The sequence below is a fragment of the SAR86 cluster bacterium genome, from assembly GCA_029268615.1.
Classification (GTDB): Bacteria; Pseudomonadota; Gammaproteobacteria; order Magnimaribacterales; family Magnimaribacteraceae; genus JAQWNM01.
In genome coordinates, this window is sequence record JAQWNM010000001.1 from 60,939 (window position 1) to 84,830 (window position 23,892).

The following is a 23,892-nucleotide window of genomic DNA, read 5'->3' on the forward strand; positions in this document are numbered from 1 at the left end:
CACTAAAAGGGCTTAATTTAAAGGTAAATTAACGAAGAAATTAAGGAAGAAATTAAGGAAGAAATTAAGATTTAAACTCTGAAACTACCTCAGAAATACTTTCCTTTGCATCTCCGAAGAGCATTCTTGTATTTGATTTAAAGAATAAAGGATTTTGTATCCCTGCAAACCCTGAAGCCATTGATCTTTTTAAGACAAAAACTGTTTTTGCTCTATCTACCTCTATTATAGGCATTCCATAAATTGGACTTCCTTCATTATCCTTAGCATCAGGATTCACAACATCATTTGCTCCAATAACTAGACAAATATCTACTGTTTCCATAACAGGATTCACATCATCTGGTTCTACCAAAGCATCATATGAAACATTAGCTTCTGCAAGTAAGACATTCATGTGGCCAGGCATCCTGCCAGCTACTGGATGAATTCCATACTTAACTTCTGCACCGTTATCTTCTAGAAGTTCGCCTAATTCCCTCACTGTATGTTGGGCCTGAGCAACGGCCATCCCATAACCTGGAACTATTAAAACAGAAGTGGCTGCCTCCAATATCAAATAAGCATCTTGACTTGAAATAGGATTCACTTCTCCTTGATCTTCTGCCGAAGAAGAGGATGAACTATCTCCGGATCCAAAACCGCTGAAAAGAACATTAGCTAAAGATCTATTCATTGCCTTACACATTATGTTTGTCAAAATTAACCCGCTGGCACCAACTAGGGCTCCAGCTACAATCAAAACATTATTTTGAATAACAAAGCCAGCAGCACAGGCAGCTAATCCAGAATAGCTATTAAGAAGAGCTATCACAACAGGCATATCAGCACCGCCTATTGGAATAACCAATAAAATCCCTAAAATAAATGCTAAAAGCGTTAAAGCTAAAATTAGGTGTGAAATTTCATAACTATAAGTGTCCTGTAACCAGATTAATTCTATACCTACACCCAAAAGAATTAAAAGTAATATGCCATTAACAATCTGCTGCCCCCTATAAAGTAAAGGACTACCAGAGATAATCTCCGAAAGTTTTCCATAAGCCACTAAACTTCCGGTAAAAGTAACTCCACCTATCAATAAAGTTAAATATATTGCAAATAAGGTAGCTGAATTATGTAAATCTCCACTAAGATATTCGCCTGATCCAACTAGTAAGCTAGCAAGACCTCCAAAACCATTAAAAACAGCAACCATTTCTGGCATTGAAGTCATTTTTACTAAGATTGCAGTCGCCGAACCTATAATTGCGCCTAAAATTGCTGCTAAAGTTATAAACTGCCAACTAACTATATCTTTGTTTAATAAAGTTATAACTACAGCTAAAAGCATCCCTAAAGCTGATAGAAGATTTCCTCTTCTAGCGGTTGCAGGTGAACCAAGCATCTTTAATCCAAATATAAATAAGATGGATGCCCCTATATACGCTAAAGAAATAATTCCTGATCCAGAACTTTGCAAAATATCCATAGGTTTATTTTTTCTTGAACATTGATAGCATCCTATTCGTAACCAGATAACCACCAACCACATTAATTGTTGCAAAAAAGACTGCGGCAGTCCCAAGTATCACAGTAATGGTTATAGGTTGATCAAAACTTACCGAGCCTGAGGAGAGTAAAGCTCCAACTAAAGTAATGCCTGATATAGCATTCGCTCCTGACATAAGAGGTGTGTGCAAAGTAGACGGAACCTTAGAAATAAGCTCTATTCCTAAAAATATTGACAGAACTAAAACAAATAATAGGAGAACTGTAGATTCCATATGTTATGACTCCAATAAAATTTTATTAATTATATTGCCTTCATGAGTGACTATGCAGCCTGCAAGGATTTCATCTTCTAAATCTAAATTAAAAGATTTATTCTCAGAATCCCAGAATTCATCAATCATATTATAGATATTTGTGCCATATACCTGAGAAGCATGATATGCAACTTCTCCTGGTAAATTAGCCATCCCCACAATCTTAATACCATTAATATCAACTGTTGATCCTGATACAGATCCTTCAACATTTCCTCCCGAACCTACAGCCATATCTACAATAACACTTCCAGGATTCATTGCTTTCACCATTTCTTGAGTAATTATCCTTGGTGCTGGACGACCAAATACTTGAGCTGTAGTTATTACAACATCTGATTGACTACATATCTTTTTCATGCCCTCTTGTTGCAATTGTATTTGTTCCGCAGTTAATTCTTTTGCATAACCTTGATCAGTCTGGCCAGTTTCCCCAATATCTATCTTTACGAATTTTGCTCCTAAAGATTTAACCTGCTCTTCCACAACTGGTCTAGTATCAAAAGCATCAACTCTAGCGCCTAATCTCTTCGCTGTAGCAATTGCTTGAAGTCCTGCAACTCCAACTCCCACTACAAAAACTCTACTAGGAGAAATAGTTCCTGCCGCAGTCATCATCATTGGGAAGACCTTGGCTAAATTTCTTGACGCTTCTATAACTGCAGAATATCCCCCTAGATTTGCTTGCGAGCTTAGAGCATCCATTTTTTGTGCTCTTGTGATTCTTGGAACTAATTCCATACTAATTGAAGTCACTTTTGAAGAAACAAATGCAGTCACTAAATCACTTTCATTAAAAGGATCAAAAAAGCTAATATGAATAGCTCTATCTTTTAATTCAGATATTTGTTCTGAGGATGGTTTATTTATTCTGCAAACAATATCCGCTTGAGAAAGAAAACTCTTTTCGGGCTTTACTAAATTAGCCCCTGCTTCTTTGTAAAGGTCATCTGAAAGATTTATATTTCTGCCTAGACCTGACTCTACAAAAACATTTAATCCTGAATCACTAATTCTTTTTATAGTATCAGGTAAAATAGTTGCTCTTAACTCTTCATCAGACTCAATTGGAAAAAAAATATCCATAAAGTTTTAATTTTGCGAGAATATTGACTTAAATGAGAAAGAGGTTATTTTATATCATTTACGCACTTTTAAAATATTTTTTCTGTATATTTATAAAAAAATTATGACTAATCTAGACGAAGAAGAAATTAATAAATTCAATTCATTAGCTGACAAGTGGTGGGATATAAATGGCGACTTTAAACCTTTACATCAAATCAACCCCCTAAGAGTTGAATACATCTCTACAAAAGTTAATTTGAATGGATTAAAAGTTCTAGATGTAGGTTGTGGAGGCGGTATTCTATCTGAATCTTTGGCTAGTTTAGGAGCAGATGTGACTGGAATTGATCCTGGAGATTCCGTAATAGAGGTTGCCAAAGTTCATTCAAATAAAGTAGGAAGCAATATAAGATACTTGAATTGTACCATTGAGGATTTGATTTCTGATGATATTAATAATAAATTTGATGTCATAACCTGTCTTGAAATGTTAGAACATGTCCCTAATCCTTCTAGCACAATAAAGGCTATATCATTACTTTTAAAAGATAAAGGTCGTATTTTCTTATCGACGATAAATAGAAACCCTAAATCTTACCTATTTGCAATTCTCGGAGCAGAATATATCTTAAAACTACTTCCCACTGGAACCCATGATTATCAAAAATTCATCAAACCTTCTGAATTAGCTAATTGGCTTAGGTCTAGCCATCTGGCATTAAAAGAGACTAAAGGTCTGTCATATAATCCGCTGACTGATAAGTATTGGTTAGGGAATGATGTAAGCGTTAACTATATGATGTATGCAGAATCTAGTAAATAATGATTGAAGATAAATCTCTTATAGCATTTGATTTAGATGGAACTTTATTCGACACAGCTCCAGACTTTCTGATTGCAATCAATGCATTAGAAAGAAAATATGGAAAGAAAGAATCAGGTTTTGACGACATAAGGTCTAGAGTTTCTGAAGGGGCCTTGGCCTTAATACAATTTTCTTTTAACCTGAATCCTGACTCCTCAAATCTCATTAATCTTAAAAATGAATTACTTGAAATATACCTAGATTGTTGTCTACAAAAAACTAAACTCTTTTCTGGAATATCCGATCTTCTTATAAATTTAGATAAAAAAGATATGACATGGGGCATAGTCACAAATAAGCCCTTACTGTATACAGATAAGATAATTAAGGATAAGTTAAAAAATTATAACTATTCTTTTGTAATTTGTCCTGATCATACAAATACGCGAAAACCAGACCCTTCAGGACTATTATTAGCTTGTAAATTAACAAATTCAGATCCTAAACTTTCAATGTATATTGGAGATCATAAAGTTGATATTGAAGCTGGAAACAATGCAGGAATGAAGACAATAGCTGCCTCTTATGGATACTGTAATATTAGTTCAGAAAAGGATTGGGGTGCCTCTATGTTTGTAACGAAGCCTCAAGAATTAAAAAAACTTATTTTCTGACCCATGGATATTGATTTAAGAAGTTTTAACCCTAGTAAGAATATTCTTTCTAATAAGGTCATTTTAATTTCTGGTGCTAGTTCGGGAATAGGCAAGGAAGCTGCGATTACTTTCTCAGATTATGGTGCATGCGTAATTCTAACTGGGAGAAAGCAAAAGGACTTAGAAGAAGTCTCTTCAATCATTCAAAAAAAAAATAATCTAAGGCCATCTTTTTATGAGATAGATTTCGAGAGTGCTAATTCAAAAGACTACTGTAAGATTTATAATGAAATAGATTCTAACTATGGAAAACTAGATGGTTTGTTAAATAATGCAGGCATCTTAGGTGAAAAAAAACTCATGTCTCAATATCCTTATGAAACTTGGAAAAAAGTAATGGATGTGAATGTTAATTCTGTTTTTAGACTCACTCAAACTTGTCTTCCGCTTCTTTCTTTAGCTAAAGATGCATCTATTATATTTACTTCATCTAGTGTTGGAAAAAAAGGAAGAGCTTTTTGGGGCGCTTACTCTGTATCTAAATTTGCTACAGAAGCTATGATGGAAATTTTATCAGATGAAATAGAAAATACACATAATATAAGAGTGAATTCTATTAATCCGGGTCCTACTAATACAAAACTAAGGTCTAAAGCTTATCCAGCAGAAGACCCCTCTTCAATCTCTTCTCCAGGGGATATTATGAAAGCTTACCTATTTCTATTCAGTTCACATAGTATAAATATAAATGGAAGATCTATAGACGCTCAAACCACTTAATCTCTTTTTTTGTAAGTTCTTTATAATGCCCTGACCTAATATCTGCAGTCAGAAAATAATTACCATACCTTACTCTTTTTAATCGTGAAACTTCTAGTCCCTGACTTTCCCATATTCTTCTTACTTCTCTATTCCTTCCCTCTGAGATTACCATTGCAAACCATTGATTTGATTTTCCAGATCTGCCCGCCTGAATATCAGAAAAAGATGCTTCGCCATCTTCTAAAGAAACTCCTTTAAGCATACGTTTTATTTTTTCTTCACTAACTCTTCCATGAATCCTAGCAACATATTCCCTTTCTACCTCAAAGGATGGGTGCATCATTTTATTTGCCAACTCTCCATTATTAGTAAGAAGAATTAAACCAGAAGTGTTTATGTCTAACCTTCCAACAGATATCCATCTTCCTTGTCTAATTTTTGGAAGAGACTCAAATATTGTAGGTCTATCATTTGGATCATCTTTAGAAACTACTTCCCCTAATTTCTTGTTGTAAGCAATTATCCTGACTGGCCCCTTTGATTGAATGGTATTTAAAACTTTTCCATCCATCACTACTTGATCAGATGGACCAACGGGTTGTCCTAAAGATGCTAATTTCTTATTTACTAAAACTCTTCCTTGTTTTATCTTTAATTCTATAGATCTTCTTGATCCGTATCCTAAAGTAGACAGAACCTTTTGTATCCTTTCTCTTGTCATTTATACTAGAAAGTGGACTAGTTTTTTAGATCTTCTGTGGGCTGTTCTATTATGAGATCTTTATTTAGATTTTGGAAATCAGCTAGTGGTGGCAATTGAGGCAGTTCTCCTAGGCCTTGCATACCGAAATAATCTAAAAATTCCTTAGTTGTTGAATAAAGAGATGGTTTTCCAGGTACATCTCTTTGCCCTACTATTTTGATCCAACCTCTTTCCATTAAAGACCTTAAAAGAAGAGTGCCTACACTTACCCCTCTTATTTCTTCAATCTCTCCTCTAGTTATAGGTTGTCTATAAGCAATAAGAGCTAAAGTTTCTAAACTTGCTTTTGAATATTTTTGAGGTTTTTCTGCCCATAATTTTGCAACATATTCTGATAATTCTTGTCTAACTTGAAGACGATAACCTGAAGCTACTTTTTTTAAAATGAAGCCTCTATCTTCGCAATTTACTTCTATCTCCTTAATTGCCTTCTTAATGTCTTCTTGGGTAGAATTTAAATCTTCATCGAAGAGTTTTTGGAGTTCTCTAATGTCGACAGGTCGTGAAGCAGATAGAAGTAATGCTTCAATTATTTGAGTTAACTTGAATTCCATCAATGCACCTCTATAACTTTTAAATGTATCGGGCCAAATTCTTCAGTTTGTATAATATCAATCAAGGAATCCTTTAAAAGCTCAAGAATAGCCAAAAAAGTAACAACTACACCTATCTTACCTTCTGAAGCTTCAAATAAAGAAACAAAATCAATAAACTTGTTACCTTTCATTTTTTCTAAAATTGCTGACATTTTTTCTCTAGTAGATAGTTGGTTAAAATCTATCAAATGGGCTTCAGCATGCTCAGCTCTCTTTAAAACCTCCGCTAATGAGAAAGATAATTCCTGCATGGAAATATGCGAGAAAGTTCTTTTTGTTTCAAATTCTGGTAATTTTGCCGATGCCAAGAAAAAATCTCTGTTTAGCCTTGGAAGAGAGTCTATCTTATCTGCGGCCTCCTTATATCTTTGATATTCTTGGAGACGTCTAATTAAATCTGCCCTTGGATCCTCATCCTCTATTTCTTCTTTATGTTTAGGTAATAGCATCCTTGATTTAAGCTCTGCAAGATATGCAGCCATAACAAGGTAATCACCAGCAAGCTCTATATGCATGGCTTCCATGACATTGACATAATTTATGTATTGATCCGTTATTATTGCAACATTTATATCTAATATATCTAAGTTTTGCTTCTTAATGAGATATAAAAGAAAGTCTAAAGGGCCTGAAAAAGAATTTAAAAGGACTTTTAAAGAATTAGGTGGAATATATAAATCTTCAGGAAGGGCAGTAAGTTTTTTACCCTGAACTGTAGCAAGTATCATCTCCCTCTGATGAGGGGATTTTTCTATTATTGCTGACATTTAATCCAATACATTTGTATTGGATATGTATTATAACCAACAATTTGAAAAAAAGTCACTTTAAAAAAGATAGTTATGGCGCCCAGTGGTTAGTAATTGGGTATCTTCTGTCCTTTCCAAAGCCTTTATCGCTTATTTTGACTCCAATAGGACCTTGCCTTCTCTTATATTCATTCATGTCTATAAGTCTTAATATTTTTTTTACCACCTCTTCATCGAACCCTTTATCTCTAATTTCATTTAATCCAAGGTCCTTTTCAACGTATAGCTCAATAATCTGATCTAAAACGGAATAATCTGGTAAAGAGTCGCTATCCTTTTGATCTGGAGCCAGTTCAGCTGTCGGAGGTCTTTCTATTATTCTATTAGGTATGACTTTAGATAAAGAATTTCTATATCTTGATAACTGGTAAACTAAAGTTTTGGGTACATCTTTTAAAACACAAAAACCGCCAGCTGTGTCGCCATATAAAGTTGAATAACCAACAGCTGTTTCGCTTTTATTTCCAGTGGTTAAAACAATACAACCGGTTTTATTTGAAATACCCATCAATATAACTCCCCTACATCTTGACTGCAGATTTTCTTCAGATTTATCTGTTTTTTTTGCTTTAAAGGAATCAGTTAAACTATCAATAAAAGCTTCATAAATTCTCTCTATAGGTATAACGTTATGAACTATGCCAAGATTCTTGGATAATAATTCTGCATCTTCTATGCTTATATCTGCAGTATACTTAAAAGGCATCATGTATGTTTTTACCTTGCTGGAACCTAGTGCATCACATGCAATTGCTGCTGTAAGAGCTGAATCTATTCCCCCTGAAGAGCCTATAATTGCACCAGGAAATCTATTTTTTGTAACATAATCTCTTGTCCCCAATACCAATGCATCATATATATCTTGAATATATTGTCTCTCCAGCTGATTATTAGAACTAATTACCTCCACACCAGAAGGAGACTTATTAAATTCTATAACATCTGAATTTGTTTCAAAACTCGGAAAAGAAACTTTACACTCCTCATCTTTTGAAATAACCATAGATCCCCCATCAAAAACTAATTCGTCTTGTCCGCCTACTTGATTAGCATAGATAATAGGAACCTTAAATTCTTTTGTGTGTTTTTTTAAAAGATTCATCCTATCCTCAATTTTATTTATATCAAAAGGGGAGGCATTTAAATTAACAATTATTTCTGCTCCTTGTTTGGTAGATTGCCTGATGGCTTTTGAATGCCAAATATCTTCACAAATTGTTAGTCCAACCTTATAGCCTTTAACGTCTATTACACAAGGACCCTTGCCTGCAGAAAAATAACGCTTCTCATCAAAAACACTATAATTTGGGAGGTCTTGTTTAAAGTATTCCTTTATTAGATTGCCATTGAGAAAAACTCCAGCTGCATTGTATATTTTTTTCTTAATTTTACGCGGATAGCCTATACAAATAAAAGTTCCCTTAGCTAATTCAGAGATTTCTTTTAGAGCATCCTCAATTTTAAACAAAAAGTCATCTCTATATAAAAGGTCTTCTGGAGGATACCCGGTAAGAAACATCTCTGTAAAAACTATAAAATCTGGACTTCCATTATTAACTAAAGACTTAATTTGTTTTTTTGCAATATTGGTATTGCCTTTAATATCTCCTACAATAGGGTTTTCTTGAACTAATCCAATATTAAGTGAATTTATTTTATTCATAAGAAATCAGTATTCTAATTTACCTCTATACATAACTTAACTATTAAAATTGCAAAAAGAATAATATATTAACAATACAATAAGTTCTAACATAAGCCTTTGGTGTAAAATAAGCCTTGTAGACCATTATAAAATAAAATGAGATATCAAACAGATAATACTAGGATTATAGGTAAGCAGGAGATACTAAGTGCGGAAGATCTTATTAAGGCTTTTCCTCTATCTGAAAAAGTATCTAAATTAGTTTATGAATCTAGAAATGATATCTCAAATATAATTTCAAAAAAAGATGACAGACTTATGGTTGTCGTAGGACCATGCTCTATACATGATCCTGAAGCAGCTCTTGAATATGCTAACTTATTAAAAAAGGAAGCTAAAATTTATGAGAATGAATTAAAAATCATAATGAGAGTTTATTTTGAAAAGCCAAGAACTACTGTTGGCTGGAAAGGTCTTATAAATGATCCTGATATAGATAATACTTACAACATAAATAAAGGACTTAAAATAGCTAGACAGCTACTTTTAAATCTTAATGATTTAGGTCTTACTTCAGCTACAGAATTCTTGGATGTAATTACACCTCAATATATAGCTGACATTATATCTTGGGGAGCTATAGGTGCTAGAACAACTGAAAGTCAGGTTCATAGGGAGTTGGCTTCCGGTATATCTTGTCCTATTGGTTTTAAAAATTCAACAGAAGGTAGCATCCAAGTTTCAATAGATGCGATTAAGTCTGCAAAAAACCCTCATATATTTTTATCAGTAACAAAAGAAGGTAAATCAGCTATATTTGAATCTTCAGGAAATGAAGACTGTCATATTATTTTGAGAGGTGGAAAGGAGCCGAATTATGATTCCACTAATGTAGCTAAATCTTGCAACCTTTTACATGAAGCAAACTTACCTGAAACACTGATGATAGATATGAGTCACGGAAACAGCACCAAGCAACACAAAAAACAACTCGAAGTTTGTAAGAATATTGGAGATCAGATTTCTAATAATGAAAAAAGAATCACAGGAGTTATGATTGAAAGTAACCTAGTAGAGGGCAATCAACCTGACAAAGACAAATCAAAATTTAGATATGGTCAGAGTATTACAGATGCCTGTATAGACTGGAAAGATACGACCTCATGTTTAGAAGATTTAGCTAGATCTATATCCAAAAGAAGAAATTTATCTTGATATAGCTGAAAAGTATTTAACTTAGAAATTTTAAGATATAAACTGTTGTTAGCAGACATGACTAAACAGTTCATTACAATTTCAAAAGAAATAGCAGAATCAATTGGCTTAAGAGAGGCTACACTTTTTGGGTTATTAAACTCTAATTTTACCAATCATCAGCAAGATTTTAATTTACAAGACATCCTAAAAGAAACTCCTTTTTGGAAAAAAGAAGAACTTTTGCAAGTTTTAAAGAGCCTTAAAAATAAGGGTCTTATTGGTTCAACAGACAACTATTCTTCAATTGAGCTAACAAAACCTTACAAAGAAAAAAAATCTAAATCTCCTTCAAGTTTTACAAGGAAAAATCCATCTACTATGCCAGAGAACTGGGAACCGGAAACTCAGATAATAGAGCAAGCTGCAGACTATGGCATTCCAGCTGGATTTGTTTTAAAACAATTAGAAGATTTTAAATTCCTTTGGATAGAAAAAAAAGAATTACAACAATCTTGGGGATTAAAATTCTTGAGACATGTTATTAAAGCTTGGAGAAAAAATGAAATAAAACAAAATCAAGAAAAAAAGAGAATCTATATGCATAAAGATTGGGTTCCTGATCAAGAAGCCATAGACATTCTTAACAAAGCAGATATTGAAGATCAATTCATTGAAAAGTATCTACATGAATTTATTCTCTATTGGATAGAAAAAGGGGATCTCTCAGATACCTGGAATAGTAAATTTATTGCTTACATTAGGAGACAATGGGCCAGATTTAATGAAGGAAAATCAGAACATACACCTCAAGAAATCCCAGCAGATTGGAAGCCAAATCAAGAGTTCTATGATGTATTAAAGCTAGCTAAGATAGATCAAAACTTTGCAAATGATTTAATACCTGAATTTATCCTCTATTGGAGAGAAGAAGGAATAAAAATTAATACTTGGAATAATAAATTCTTTCAACATGTTAAATATCATCAAAAAAAAATAACTCCATTAAAAGAAAAACAAAAGGATATAGAAAAAAGGATAGAGTCAAGCTGGCAAATAAACCAAGAAGTTAATAAAAAAGAGAATACATTTACAACTTCAAAGAATAAGGAAGAGATTAAATCTAGACTCCAAGATTTAAGACTAAAATACAAAATTTAATTTATTTATAAGTATTTTGGTGTTATACTAGACTATAACACCTAATATTATTATATGAAATTACGAAGAACATATAGAACTTCAGCTTTGGCATTTTTATTCACTATTGTATGGATGGCTTCAGGCTTTTTTAAAGATGATAATCTTGCTAAAAAACCTACCAATAATCTAGAGACAATGTCGGCAGTCACTGTACTGTCCAGTGAAGCTGTGATGAAATCAAAAATAATCAAGGCTAGCGGATATACGGAAGCAGATAAGTTAGTAAAAGTTAGGGCAGAAATTAATGGGAGAGTGATCTCAACTCCTGTAAAACAGGGAGATTATGTAAAAAAAGGAGACTTACTTTGCCAATTATATATTGCTGGTAGAGAAGCTTATCCTAAAATTCAAGCACCTTTTGATGGCCTTTTAGAAGAAGTAAGTGCTGAAAGTGGTGATTATTTAAATATTGGCAGTACTTGCGCAACTTTAATTGATCCTAACCCCATGATTTTAGTTGGTGAAGTTTCAGAAAAAGAAATAGATTTAGTTAAAGTAGGAATTCCAGCTAAAGCAAAATTAGTTTCTGGTTCAGAAATAAAAGGAGTTGTCTCGTTTGTTGGGACTTCTGCAAATAAAAATACTAGAAGATTTAAAATTGAAATTACAGTTAATAATGATGATGGAGCTATAAGAGATGGGCTGTCTGCAGAATTATTTATCCAAGGAGCTAAGATTGAAGCTCACAAAATATCTCCATCTATCTTATTACTAGGCACATCGGGAGAACTTGGAATTAGGACTGTTAATAATTTTAATGAAGTTCAATTCCAAAAAGTAACGATATTGGAAGATTCTATGGATGGGATTTGGGTTTCTGGTCTACCCCCTAAAACTAGAATTATTACTGTCGGACAAGAATATGTCTTTCAAGGTCAAACTGTAAAAACTCAAGAAGCAACTATACCTCCTAAAGCGTGAATAAATTCATAAGATCAGCGATAGCTAGATCAAGAACTTCTCTAAGTATCCTTGTACTCTTAGGTTTGGCAGGGATTTATGCTATGAATGCCCTACCAAAAGCAACAGAACCTAACGTCACCTTTCCAGGAGCAATGGTAAGTGTTTTTTATGAGGGTGTGTCGCCTCAAGACTCTGAAAGACTTCTTGTGAAACCTCTAGAAACAGCTTTAAGAACAATAGAAGGTGTAGATGAAGTTATGGCGACAGCTGCTATGGGTTATGCAAATGTCGTAGTTCTATTTGATGAAGAAATCGATATGGACCAGGCTATCTATGATACTAGAGTTAAAGTAGATGAAGTTAGAACAGAACTCCCAAATGATGCAAAAGAACCCAAAATTAGAGAATTCACAACCCAAGATAATCCCGTAATCACTATAAGCCTTGTCAGTGACACTGTATCTGAAAGAACATTAATTTCACTGGCTAAAGATCTTCAAGATGAAATAGAAACTCTAACTGATGTTTTATCGGCAGACCTTCGAGGAGTTCCAGAAGATCTTTTAGAGGCAATAGTTGAGAAATCAAAGCTAGAATCATATGGAATATCTATCGGTGAACTTTATCAAGCTATCTCAAATAATAATCGAATAATACCTGCGGGCTCTCAAGATACTGGAAAGGGAAGCTTCGCTGTAAATGTACCAAGTGTATTTGCTGACCTGGATGATATTCAAAGCTTACCTATCAAGGTATCAGGTAATTCAGTAGTAACTCTTTCAGATGTAGCTGAAATCAGGAGAACTTATAAGGATAAAACAAGTGATACAAGAATAAATGGACGCAGAGCTCTTTCTGTTGAAGTTGTAAAAAGAACGGGTACAAATGTAATAGATACAGTAGCAGCAGTAAAAGAAATCGTTGAGAAAGCAGAATTAAACTTTCCAAACGGAGTAGAGATAATTTACTCAAGAGATGACTCTGGTTTTGCGCTAGATATGATATCTGAATTGCAAGGTAACGTATTAACTGCAGTTGTATTGGTTATGATTGTAGTCTTAGCTGCTTTAGGATTTAGAACATCTTTACTAGTCGGGTTAGCAATTCCCTTTTCTTATTTATTTTGCTTAACAATATTATTTTTTGCGGGTCAGGAATTTAATTTTATGGTCATGTTTGGCATGCTCATATCTATGGGTATGACCATTGATGGCTCTATAGTCGTTACTGAGTATGCAGATAGAAAATTAGCTGAGGGCATGGATAGAATTGATGCTTATACTTCTGCCGGAGCAAGAATGTTTTGGCCAGTTCTATCTTCTACTGTCACAACTTTAGTCGTCTTCTTGCCACTTATGTTGATGCCGGGAATGGGAAAGTTTATTCGAATGATGCCAGTAACAGTTTTTTGTGTCCTAGTTGGATCTTTAATCTATGCGATTATATTTGTTCCTATTTTAGGTGCCCTTTTTGGAGGACTAGCTAAAGAATCCAAGTCAGAAACAGAAAATATTAGGAAATTAGAAACCGATGATCCTTTATCTTTACCAGCTTTTACTGGAGGATATGCAAGAAAAGTATATCCATACCTAAAGATTCCTGGTCAAACTATATTTATTATAGTTTTCGCGATAGTACTCATCATAAAACTTTGGGCAGACCATGGAAAAGGGGTTATATATTTTCCAGAAGTTGCTCCTCAGTGGGTTCAAATTAATGTCTCGGCAAGAGGTAATCTTTCAACGAACGAAAAAAAGGAGCTAGCTATACTAGCTGAAAAAGAAATACTACCCATTGAAGATATAGAATTAGTGTATCTAAGAACAGGTTCCAGCCGAAGCGCCTTTGGGGGGGGAAATCCAGATAGAATTTCTTCTATGTTTATAGATTTCTATGATGAAGATAAAAGAGAATCAAATAAAGATGGCTATGAGATTTTAGAAACTATCAATCAAAAGACTAAAGATTTTCCTGGTTTTTTAGTTCAGTCAGAAGCAGAAAAAGCTGGTCCTCCAATAGGGAAATCTTTAGATATAGATGTCATGGGAGAAGATCCTTTTGTTTTAGCTCAGGCAACTAAAAAACTAAAAACCTATATCGAAAATGAAGTTTCTGGATTAATGGGATTGGAAGATTCTGTTCAACAAAGAGGAATTGAGTGGAGATTGAAGATAGACAAAACCAGAGCAGCTCAATTTGGAGCTAGTCTAACAGACGTAGGAGCTGCGGTTCAAATGGTAACAAACGGAATAAAGGTTGGAGAATATAGACCTTTAGATGTGGATGATGAAGTTGACATTAGAGTTAGATTTCCTAAAGAACAAAGAAATCTTGATGCATTAGACGAATTAAGTGTCAAAACAAATAAAGGAATAATTTCAGTTAGTAGCTTTGTAGAATCCAGGCCTCAGCCTGCAACCGGATATATAAGCAGAAAGGATGGCAAAAGAGTTTTCTCCATATCAGCCGATAAAAAAGAAGGGGTTGTTATATCAGATAAAATAAAACAAATTAAAGATTGGATATCAAATAATGATCTTGGGCCAGGCGTATCTGTTGAGTTTGGAGGTTTTGATAAATACAATAAAGAAGCCTCTGATTATCTAGTTTCTGCTTTTATTTTAAGCCTATTTATAATGCTAATTTTATTAGTGACACAATTTAATAGTTTTTATCAAGGATTTGTTATCTTATCTGCAATACTATTATCTTTTGGCGGTGTTTTTCTGGCCTTATTAATTTTAGGCCGCTCCTTTAGTACACTTCAAACAGGCATTAGTTGCGTAGCTTTAGCGGGTATTGTGGTCAATAATAATATTGTATTAATTGATACTTTTAACTTACTTAAAAAGAATAATCCTGCAGCTTCTACTCTTTCTTTAGCTTTAAGGAGTGCGGTCTTAAGGCTAAGGCCTGTCTTCCTAACTTCATTTACAACTATAGCTGGACTTCTTCCTATAGCATTAGGTTACAGCATAGATCTAATAGGAAGAGAAATTAAAGCTGGCATGTATGTCACAAGCTATTGGGAACAAATGGCTGGTGCTCTGGTAATAGGTCTTTCTGTTGCCACCATACTTACTTTAGTGGTTACTCCATGTGCTCTAATTTTAAGTGATTCAATGAAAGAAACTCCTAAGAAAATTAGGTCTCTTTTACATAAAATTATTCTTGAAAGAAAATCTCAAATTTCTAACTAAATAAAAACTTGTTTTTATGAATCTCTAACCTTAGAGTAGATAAGAATTATTTAATGGAAAAAAATGAAGTTTTTTAAAATATTACTTATATTTTTTGGATTTGCACTAATAAGCTGTAGCAAAGAATTTAATATTTCAGAAGAAAGAATTATTAATGCAGATGCAGAGCCAGAAAATTGGATGTCCCATGCCAGAACTTATGATGAAAAGAGGTTCAGTCCCTTAAATCAGATAAGTCCTGATACTATCTCGGACTTAGGTCTGGCTTGGAAATTTACAACTGATACAAACAGAGGCCATGAAGCCTCTCCTATAGTAGTAGATGGAGTTATGTTCACAACTTCTGCTTGGAGCGTTGTTTATGCCTTGAATGCTGCCACAGGAGAATTACTCTGGAAATACGATCCTTTAGTGGATAAAGAATGGGGATATAATGCTTGCTGTGACGTTGTTAACAGAGGAGTTGCCGTCTGGGAAGGTAAAGTTCTTTTAGGAGCTTTAGATGGAAGACTAATTGCATTAAATGCCACGGACGGATCGTTACTATGGGAAACTCTAACAATAGATAAAGAAAAGCCCTATACCATAACTGGCGCCCCTCGAGTCCTAAAAGACATGGTGTTAATAGGAAATGGGGGTGCCGAGCTGGGCGTGAGAGGTTATGTTACTGCCTATAACATTAAAAATGGGAAAAAAATATGGCGATTTTATACTGTTCCAGGTGATCCTTCTTTAGATTTTGAAAATCCCATTCTAGAAAAAGCTTCCAAAACATGGAAAGGAGGCGAATGGTGGAAAATTGGTGGAGGAGGAACAGTTTGGGACTCAATGGCTTTTGATCCAGAATTAGATCTTCTATATATTGGTGTTGGAAATGGTTCTCCTTGGAATAGGTATATTCGAAGTCCTGGCGGAGGTGATAACTTATTTCTTTCTTCTATAGTCGCCTTAAAGCCAGATACTGGAGAATATATTTGGCATTACCAAACAACGCCAGGAGATACATGGGATTACACAGCTACCCAACATATGATTCTTGCAGATATTGAAATTGATCAAAAGGTTAGAAAAGTAATAATGCAAGCTCCAAAAAATGGTTTTTTCTATGTAGTTGATAGAAAAAATGGTGAATTCATCTCAGCAAAAAATTATGTTCCAGTTAATTGGGCACTGAAAATAGATGAAGAAACTGGAAGGCCTATAGAGAATAATAAGACAAACTATAAAGGGACAGTCAAAGAAGTTAAACCTGGACCTCTAGGAGGTCACAACTGGCACCCAATGTCATATAGTCCGGAAACAGGACTAGCCTATATACCTGCCCAGGAACTCTCTTTTCTTTATGGTGATACGGAAGATTTTGTTTATGATAAAAACACTTGGAATACAGGAATTGATATTGCAGCTACTATTCCACCTAAAGACCCAAATGAACTGCAAGAACTACTTACCTCTTTAAAAGGCCATCTTAGTGCTTGGAATCCAGTTACACAGAAAGAAGTATGGCGAGCGCAATATGAGTGGCCTTGGAATGGCGGAGTCCTTTCAACAGCAGGAAATCTTGTTTTTCAAGGAACCAGCGATGGCAGACTTATTGCTTATACTGCAGATAAAGGAACTAAAGTATGGGAAATTGAAACCTATAATGGGATTGGTGCCCCTCCAATTACATATAGCATTGATGGAGTACAATATATATCAGTCATTATAGGTTATGGTGGTGCTTTTCCTCTTACTTCCGGTGTCCCGTCACCAAATATGGGTGCTAAATCAAATGGACAAGTATTAACCTTCAAATTAAATGGGAAAGAAACTATATTAAAACCTAAAACCTATAAATCAATGATTAAGCCGCCTCCTTCACTAGCTGACTTTGCAACAATTTCTAAAGGAGAATATGAATTTCATCAACACTGCCAATTCTGTCATGGAGCGGGAGCGGGAGGTGGTGGTGTTATCCCAGATCTACAAATGATGACCGAAGAAACACATAAAACTTTCTTAGGAATAGTACTGGGTGGGGCTCATAAAAATAAAGGAATGATTTCTTTTAAAGACATGTTAACTGAGGATCAAGCTTTAGCTATTCACGAATACTTAATTTCTCAAGCAAATGCTACTTACTTGATGCAAAAAGGGCAGGACTAATCATAATAAAACTAATATGGAAAACTGATAAAAAATAAAAATGACAGAAAAAAAGAATAATAACTTTGAAACTGCTTTAGATGAACTTGAAGATATTGTAGATCAACTAGAATCGGGAGATTTAAGTCTAGAAGAGTCTTTGAAGTCCTTTGAAAAAGGAATTAAATTAACCAGACAATGCCAAAAACAATTATCTGAAGCGGAACTTAAAGTGCAAAAGCTTATTGAAGAGAATGGAGAAATTAAAACCATACCAATAAATGGAAAAACATGACTTTCAGAGCACTATAAAAAAATATCAAAATAGAATAGATAACAATCTATCAAAACTCCTCAATAAGGATACTCAATCTACATTAGCTGAGGCAATGAGATATTCTGTCATAAATGGAGGTAAAAGGTTAAGGCCTATTTTGGTATACTTAGCAGCCGAATTAACATCGTTGAAAGTTAATGAACAGAGCAAAGACGATCTTGCTTCGGCAGTCGAGCTTATGCACTGCTATTCCCTAATCCATGATGATCTTCCTGCGATGGATAATGACGATCTAAGAAGAGGAATGCCAACTTCACATATAGCTTTTGATGAAGCAACTGCAATTTTAGCAGGTGATGCTCTTCAACCGTTAGCCTATGAGATTATTCTTAATAGTCCGTTTATTGAAAATGAAAATAAAATATATATATTAAAAAAGCTAAGCAAAGCATGCGGTTTTAGAGGTATGGTTGAGGGTCAAATGTTAGATATCTTGTCTAATTCTAGACATCCTACAATTAAAGATCTGGACCTAATGCATAATCTTAAAACAGGAGAATTAATTAAAACTTCTTTAGTAATTGGAGGAAAATTAGCTAAATATAATGAAGAAGAGCTTAAAAACATAGAAAAATTTGGAGCAAAAATTGGTTTAGCTTTTCAAATAACGGATGACATTATAGATATAGAATCTCCCTCTGAGATAAGTGGTAAAAATCAAGGTTCAGATATTCTAGGAGATAAAATTACTTACCCTTCTTTAATAGGTGTAAAAAAAGCAAAAAAAAGAGCAAAAAAACTTGTGCAAGAAGCTATTGAATATTTATCTATCTTTACAGAAGATACTTCTCATCTAAAAGAATTGGGTTACTTTATAATTGAAAGAGAAGCATGAAAATATTTGAGAAAATTCCCCAAGAAATACCTAAAAGTAGATTATTGCAAGATATAAATCTACCAGAGGACTTAAGACATCTTGAAAAAAAAGATCTTCCAGAATTAGCCGATGAATTAAGAGAATTTCTTTTATATACAACTGGCAAAAGTGGAGGACATTTTGGAGCAGGTCTAGGAGTTATAGAACTGACAATTGGACTTCATTATGTATTTGAAACACCTAAAGATAAATTAGTATGGGACGTTGGTCATCAAACTTACCCTCATAAGATACTCACCGGAAGAAAAGATTCAATGGAATCTATAAGAAAAATGAATGGACTTGCTCCATTTCCTAATCGTTCAGAGAGTGAATTTGATAGCTTTGGAGTTGGCCATTCTAGTACTTCAATTAGTTCTGCTCTAGGCATGATCACTGCGTCAAACCTCAAGAAGGATGAAAAGAAAGTTGTGGCAATAATAGGTGATGGTTCTATGACAGCAGGAATGGCATATGAGGCTTTATGTCATGCAGGAGCTTTGAATAAAGATATTTTAGTTATTTTGAATGATAACCAAATGTCTATTTCTGAAAGTGTGGGAGGACTTTCAAAATACCTTTCTAGGATCTGGGCAAGCAAATTTTACAACCAGCTCAGAGAGGGTGGAAAAACAGTTTTAAGATTTATTCCTTCAGCAAAAAGATTTATAAAAAAAGCTGAATTACATACTAAGGGTATGGTGTCTCCTGGAACACTCTTTGAAGAGCTTGGCTTTGAATACATAGGACCAATTGATGGACATAACATAAGTGAACTTGTAAAAATACTTGGAGATATTAGAAAGTTAAAAGGTCCTATTTTTCTCCATACTGTAACAACCAAAGGTAAAGGGTTTAAAGCTGCGGAAGAAGACCCTATCGGATACCATGCAATAGAAAAAATTAAACCTTTATCTGAGAATATAAATTCAAACAAGCCAAGGAACCCAAAATATTCAGAAGTCTTTGGTGAGTGGCTTTGTAAAACAGCTGAAAAAGAACCTAAATTAATTGCAATTACTCCAGCGATGAGGGAAGGATCTGGAATGGTTGATTTTGAAAAAAGATTTAGTGATAGGTTTTTTGATACAGCAATAGCTGAGCAGCACTGCGTTACGCTAGCAGCCGGGATGGCTTGTGAGAACATGAAACCAGTTGTTGGAATCTACAGTACTTTTCTACAAAGAGCCTATGACCAGCTAATACATGATGTAGCTATCCAGAATCTTGATGTTACCTTCGCCATAGATAGAGCTGGCCTTGTGGGTGCTGATGGTCCAACACATGTAGGTGCTTTCGATCTTACTTATCTGAGGTGCATTCCTAATATAATTATTATGACGCCCTCTAATGAAGAAGAAACCTGGAGAATGCTAAATACAGGTTTTCATTTTCAGGGTCCTGCAGCAATACGATACCCCAGAGGATCTGGACCAGGATCAACTATAAATAGGGACTCTAGCATCCTAGAAATAGGCAAAGCAAATGTCATTAGGCGTTCAAAAAACTCTACTTTTTCAATTTTCTCCTTTGGTTCTTGTATTACTCAAGCTCAATCAATAGGAGAAACTTTTGATGCAACGGTAGTGGATATGAGATTTGTAAAACCATTAGATGAAGAATTAATAATCAATGTAAGTAAAAAAAGTAAATTAATTTTAACAATAGAAGAAAATGTAATAGCTGGTGGTGCAGGTTCTGCTGTGGCAGAACTCCTCAACTTAAAGAATATTAATACTCCAATAATGCATGCAGGCTTACCAGATGAATTTATTGACCATGGTGATGTAGATCAACAAAAAATTAAATACGGATTAAACACAGAAACAATAACAAAAAACCTAAAGGAAAGATTAGAATTAATTTAATCTTCTTTACTACCAAGATGACCCATCTTGTCTTTCTTATCCTTTAAATAATCTTTATTATGCACTGTTGGTTCTGAATAAGCAGATATTCTTTGCTCTACTTCTATTCCATTGCTGGCTAACCCATTAATTTTATCTGGATTATTAGTCATTAAATCCACCTTTGTTATATCTAAAGATTTCAGAATTTCAGCACAAACAGAATAATCTCTTTCATCAGCAGCAAAACCTAATTCTACATTTGCCTCTATGGTATTTAATCCTTCATCTTGGAGTTGATAAGCTTTTATTTTATTTGCTAAGCCTATGCCTCGACCTTCTTGGGCCATATATATTACTAACCCCTTACCCATATCAACTATCTTCTTTAAAGAAGATTTAAGTTGATCGCCACAATCACATCTTAGGCTGAATAAGGCATCACCTGTTAAGCATTGAGAATGTATTCTTAATAAACATTTTTTGTCATCATTCAAATTACCTAAACATATAGCTAAATGTTCTTCTTTTGATTCTTCTTCTACAAAAGCATGTAAGGTGAATTCAGCCCACTCAGTTGGTAATTTAGCTTGTGCAACTTTATTTACTTTCAATTTACTTCCAATAATTATGAAGAAAGAATTGTACTTCTTTTATTAAATTTACTCTAAGAGATTAACAAAAAAATTAATAAAGATGCTGGAATGGTTATAAGTCCTGCCAATACATCATCTAACATAACTCCCTTCGAACCTTCTTTTTGATCAAAAAAGATTATGGGCCAAGGTTTGAATATATCCAGAAATCTGAATATAAGAAATGACAAGAATAGGTATAAAAAATCATTTTTAATAAAGAATAATGGAATACAAGCAATCCATATTCCTACAAATTCATCCCAAACAAAATAACTAGGATCCTTCTCTTTGCCAACCACTTTATCATGGGCAAAGATTCCTAAAACGTAAGATCCAAATACAAAAATTAAAAAAAAGATAAAATCTATAGGTTCTAAGATAAAAGGGTTAATTAAGAAATAATAAATGCAGACTGCTAAAAAACTGCCTGTAGTTCCTGGAGCAACAGGGGATAATCCAGAACCAAACCCTAAAGCGATCCAAGTCAGCGGATTATAGTAATCAAAAGATTTATACTTCATCAAAAATGGCTGTAGCCTTTCGTGAATTTTATGATTTCATGCTTATTATTTTCTACTATAAAATCTAATTCTTTAGTCACACTTCCTATCTCTGTAATCTTTTTATCTAGTATATAATCTCTTAATCTATCTTTTTTATCTAAAGGAATAGTAAAGCAAATTTCATAATCATCACCTTCTGAAATGAATCTTTTTTTATCATTAGGTGAAATATTTAAAGAAAAGGGAATTAAATCTATATTAATCTTTGCTCCAACCTGACTTGCGTTACAAATATGTTGTAAGTCCTGAACCAAACCATCAGATATATCAACTGCAGATGAGGCTGTATCTAACAATAGATGCAGTAAATCAAATCTCGGCTCTGGTCTTATATATCTGGTAGCAACCTTTCTGGACGGTATAGATTTTCTCAGTTCTTTTAAACCTAATTTACTATTTCCAATATTTCCTGATACAAAAATTAAATCACTTTTTTTTGCACCTGAACGTCTTATCATTTTTCCATTTTGAACAATTCCTCCCACTTGGACAGTTATTACTAAAGGACCTTTAGTGGTATCTCCACCTATTAATGGAATCTTAAATTGTTGAGCGATTTCTTCTAAACCAAGAGAAAAATTTCTTAGCCAAATAGAGTCATTCTTCTGCATAGTCAAGGAAACCATAAACCAGTTAGGTTCAGCTCCACATGCAGCTAAATCACTTAAGGCCACAGCAACAGATCTATAAGCAATTTCTTGAGGAGATAGTTCTTTTATGAAGTGAACTCCTTCAATTGAAGTGTCTGTTGATAGAATAACTTCATATCCTTTAGGTGGTTTATATGCTGCTGCATCATCGCCAATACCTATAGATATATTTTTCTCCAGTAAAAATTCTGAACCAATATTAGAGAAATACTCCTTTATTAATTGATGCTCATTTAGGCTTTTGCCTTTAAGCAAGATTCATTACTCAGGATAAGCTTCAAACAGCCCGGAAGCGCCCATGCCACCCCCTACACACATAGTTACTATTCCGTATTTTTTTCCTGTTCTTCTTAATTCTCTAGTTAAGTGACCAACTTGACGAGAACCAGTCATGCCAAAAGGATGTCCTATAGCAATAGAGCCTCCATTTACATTGAGCTTATCTGAAGGAATTCCTAATTTGTCTCTTATATGAACAACTTGAGATGCAAAAGCTTCATTTAATTCCCAAAGATCTATATCTTCTATTGATAAATTAGCTGATTCTAATAATTTAGGTATAGAAAAAACAGGTCCTATTCCCATTTCTTCGGGCTGACATCCAACTGTTGTAAAACCTCTAAAATAAGCTAAAGGTTTAATACCCAACTCTTTAGCTTTATCTTCACTCATTATCATTGTGACAGAAGCTCCATCAGATAATTGAGATGAGTTTCCAGCAGTAACTGAACCTCCTTCTGGATCAAAAACAGGGTTTAGACTAGCTAGGCCTTCTAAAGTTGTTTCTGGTCTATTACAAGCATCCTTATCTACTAAAGTATCTACTTCTTTTTCTGCTCCAGTTTCTTTATTCTTAAGTAACATCTTTGTTTTCATTGGAATAATTTCATCATCAAAGAGGCCTTCATCTTGAGCTCTTGCAGTCCTTTCTTGACTAGAAAGTGCATACTCATCTTGAGCTTCCCTTGAAACCTCATATCTTTTTGCTACTAACTCAGCTGTAGTTCCCATGGCATGGTATATACCAGGAGTTTCCTCTACAATTTTATCATTTACATACATATGCATATTAGTATTACCTTGAATTGTACTAATAGATTCAACACCACCTGCTATCATGCAATCTGCAAATCCACTCTGTATCTGAGTAGCTGCCATAGCAATTGTTTGCAAGCCTGAAGAGCAATACCTATTTACAGTCACTCCTCCTGTTTCTATTGGCAGATTAGAAAGAACTGCTACATTTCTAGCTACATTATGACCTTGAGGCCCTTCAGGATTTCCACAGCCTAAAATTATATCCTCCACGAAACTAGGATCTATTTCAGGATTCCTTTCCATTAAAACATTAACAATATGAGCTGTCATATCATCAGCTCTAGTTACATTGAAACCACCTCTAAAAGACTTTGCTAAGCCTGTCCTTACACTGTCTACAATTACTGCATTTGCCATTTCTTGA

22 protein-coding genes are annotated in these 23,892 nt (G+C 34.1%); 11 read left to right on the top strand and 11 right to left on the bottom strand.

The window, feature by feature from the left end:
• Positions 1-64: 64 nt before the first annotated feature.
• The 3 genes from P8J93_00310 to P8J93_00320 are packed head-to-tail and all read right to left on the bottom strand — an operon-like array spanning position 65 to position 2,894.
• Positions 65-1,471 carry an NAD(P)(+) transhydrogenase (Re/Si-specific) subunit beta gene (locus P8J93_00310; protein MDG2060246.1) on the bottom strand — a complete coding sequence of 469 codons (1,407 nt, stop codon included), beginning with the start codon at positions 1,469-1,471 and terminating at the stop codon, positions 65-67.
• A 4-nt stretch (positions 1,472-1,475) separates the two neighbouring features.
• Positions 1,476-1,766: an NAD(P) transhydrogenase subunit alpha gene (locus tag P8J93_00315; GenBank protein MDG2060247.1), complete on the bottom strand. Its 291-nt coding sequence runs from the start codon at positions 1,764-1,766 to the stop codon at positions 1,476-1,478.
• A gap of 3 nt (positions 1,767-1,769) precedes the next feature.
• Positions 1,770-2,894: a Re/Si-specific NAD(P)(+) transhydrogenase subunit alpha gene (locus tag P8J93_00320; protein MDG2060248.1), complete on the bottom strand. Its 1,125-nt coding sequence runs from the start codon at positions 2,892-2,894 to the stop codon at positions 1,770-1,772.
• Between the two features lie 103 nt (positions 2,895-2,997).
• Here P8J93_00320 and ubiG point away from each other — a divergent pair, with 103 nt between their 5' ends.
• Genes ubiG through P8J93_00335 form a run of 3 tightly spaced genes read left to right on the top strand, consistent with a single transcriptional unit; the run spans position 2,998 to position 5,117 of the window.
• A complete protein-coding gene (gene ubiG, locus P8J93_00325; GenBank protein ID MDG2060249.1) occupies positions 2,998-3,699 on the top strand; it encodes a bifunctional 2-polyprenyl-6-hydroxyphenol methylase/3-demethylubiquinol 3-O-methyltransferase UbiG in 702 nt (233 codons plus the stop codon).
• Positions 3,699-4,355 (top strand): HAD-IA family hydrolase, encoded by a 657-nt coding sequence (locus P8J93_00330; GenBank protein ID MDG2060250.1) that lies wholly within the window; start codon positions 3,699-3,701, stop codon positions 4,353-4,355. The genes ubiG and P8J93_00330 overlap by 1 nt, the downstream gene beginning before the upstream one ends.
• A 3-nt stretch (positions 4,356-4,358) precedes the next feature.
• Positions 4,359-5,117, top strand: coding sequence for a YciK family oxidoreductase (locus P8J93_00335; protein MDG2060251.1), 759 nt, complete (start codon positions 4,359-4,361; stop codon positions 5,115-5,117).
• Here the strand turns inward: P8J93_00335 and P8J93_00340 are convergent.
• The 4 genes from P8J93_00340 to P8J93_00355 all read right to left on the bottom strand — a co-directional run bounded on the left by P8J93_00340 (position 5,095) and on the right by P8J93_00355 (position 8,930).
• Positions 5,095-5,820: a pseudouridine synthase gene (locus P8J93_00340; GenBank protein ID MDG2060252.1), complete on the bottom strand. Its 726-nt coding sequence runs from the start codon at positions 5,818-5,820 to the stop codon at positions 5,095-5,097. The two genes, P8J93_00335 and P8J93_00340, sit on opposite strands and share 23 nt — an antisense overlap.
• A gap of 17 nt (positions 5,821-5,837) precedes the next feature.
• Positions 5,838-6,416: an SMC-Scp complex subunit ScpB gene (gene scpB / locus P8J93_00345; protein ID MDG2060253.1), complete on the bottom strand. Its 579-nt coding sequence runs from the start codon at positions 6,414-6,416 to the stop codon at positions 5,838-5,840.
• Complete coding sequence (locus P8J93_00350; GenBank protein ID MDG2060254.1) at positions 6,416-7,225, bottom strand: ScpA family protein; 810 nt, start codon at positions 7,223-7,225, stop codon at positions 6,416-6,418. Before P8J93_00350 ends, scpB begins: the two co-directional genes overlap by 1 nt.
• A 73-nt stretch (positions 7,226-7,298) precedes the next feature.
• The gene (locus P8J93_00355) at positions 7,299-8,930 is read right to left on the bottom strand and encodes an NAD+ synthase (GenBank protein MDG2060255.1); all 1,632 of its coding nucleotides are present in this window, start codon (positions 8,928-8,930) and stop codon (positions 7,299-7,301) included.
• Between the two features lie 138 nt (positions 8,931-9,068).
• On the opposite strand from P8J93_00355, the gene P8J93_00360 reads away from it, so the two are divergent.
• From P8J93_00360 to dxs, 8 genes are all read left to right on the top strand, one after another.
• Positions 9,069-10,127: a 3-deoxy-7-phosphoheptulonate synthase gene (locus P8J93_00360; GenBank protein MDG2060256.1), complete on the top strand. Its 1,059-nt coding sequence runs from the start codon at positions 9,069-9,071 to the stop codon at positions 10,125-10,127.
• 57 nt (positions 10,128-10,184) lie between these two features.
• Positions 10,185-11,267, top strand: coding sequence for a DnaT-like ssDNA-binding domain-containing protein (locus P8J93_00365; protein MDG2060257.1), 1,083 nt, complete (start codon positions 10,185-10,187; stop codon positions 11,265-11,267).
• Positions 11,268-11,321: 54 nt separating this feature from the next.
• Positions 11,322-12,230 (top strand): efflux RND transporter periplasmic adaptor subunit, encoded by a 909-nt coding sequence (locus tag P8J93_00370; protein MDG2060258.1) that lies wholly within the window; start codon positions 11,322-11,324, stop codon positions 12,228-12,230.
• Positions 12,227-15,412, top strand: a complete 3,186-nt coding sequence (locus P8J93_00375; protein MDG2060259.1) for an efflux RND transporter permease subunit — start codon at positions 12,227-12,229, stop codon at positions 15,410-15,412. Before P8J93_00370 ends, P8J93_00375 begins: the two co-directional genes overlap by 4 nt.
• Positions 15,413-15,475: 63 nt before the next feature.
• Positions 15,476-17,560 (top strand): PQQ-dependent dehydrogenase, methanol/ethanol family, encoded by a 2,085-nt coding sequence (locus P8J93_00380; protein MDG2060260.1) that lies wholly within the window; start codon positions 15,476-15,478, stop codon positions 17,558-17,560.
• Positions 17,561-17,600: 40 nt separating this feature from the next.
• Positions 17,601-17,834: an exodeoxyribonuclease VII small subunit gene (locus P8J93_00385; protein ID MDG2060261.1), complete on the top strand. Its 234-nt coding sequence runs from the start codon at positions 17,601-17,603 to the stop codon at positions 17,832-17,834.
• Positions 17,821-18,711 (top strand): polyprenyl synthetase family protein, encoded by an 891-nt coding sequence (locus tag P8J93_00390; GenBank protein MDG2060262.1) that lies wholly within the window; start codon positions 17,821-17,823, stop codon positions 18,709-18,711. Before P8J93_00385 ends, P8J93_00390 begins: the two co-directional genes overlap by 14 nt.
• On the top strand, positions 18,708-20,600 hold the full coding sequence (gene dxs, locus P8J93_00395; GenBank protein MDG2060263.1) for a 1-deoxy-D-xylulose-5-phosphate synthase: 1,893 nt from the start codon (positions 18,708-18,710) through the stop codon (positions 20,598-20,600). The genes P8J93_00390 and dxs overlap by 4 nt, the downstream gene beginning before the upstream one ends.
• Here dxs and ribA read toward each other — a convergent pair.
• From ribA to P8J93_00415, 4 genes are read right to left on the bottom strand one after another with little or no spacing between them, the layout of a single operon-like run.
• Entirely contained in the window at positions 20,597-21,193 is a 597-nt protein-coding gene (gene ribA, locus P8J93_00400; GenBank protein ID MDG2060264.1) for a GTP cyclohydrolase II, read from the bottom strand. The two genes, dxs and ribA, sit on opposite strands and share 4 nt — an antisense overlap.
• A gap of 53 nt (positions 21,194-21,246) precedes the next feature.
• The gene (locus P8J93_00405; protein ID MDG2060265.1) at positions 21,247-21,738 is read right to left on the bottom strand and encodes a phosphatidylglycerophosphatase A; all 492 of its coding nucleotides are present in this window, start codon (positions 21,736-21,738) and stop codon (positions 21,247-21,249) included.
• Positions 21,738-22,685, bottom strand: a complete 948-nt coding sequence (gene thiL, locus P8J93_00410; protein MDG2060266.1) for a thiamine-phosphate kinase — start codon at positions 22,683-22,685, stop codon at positions 21,738-21,740. The genes P8J93_00405 and thiL overlap by 1 nt, the downstream gene beginning before the upstream one ends.
• A 6-nt stretch (positions 22,686-22,691) precedes the next feature.
• A complete protein-coding gene (locus P8J93_00415; GenBank protein ID MDG2060267.1) occupies positions 22,692-23,885 on the bottom strand; it encodes a thiolase family protein in 1,194 nt (397 codons plus the stop codon).
• Between the last annotated feature and the right edge of the window lie 7 nt (positions 23,886-23,892).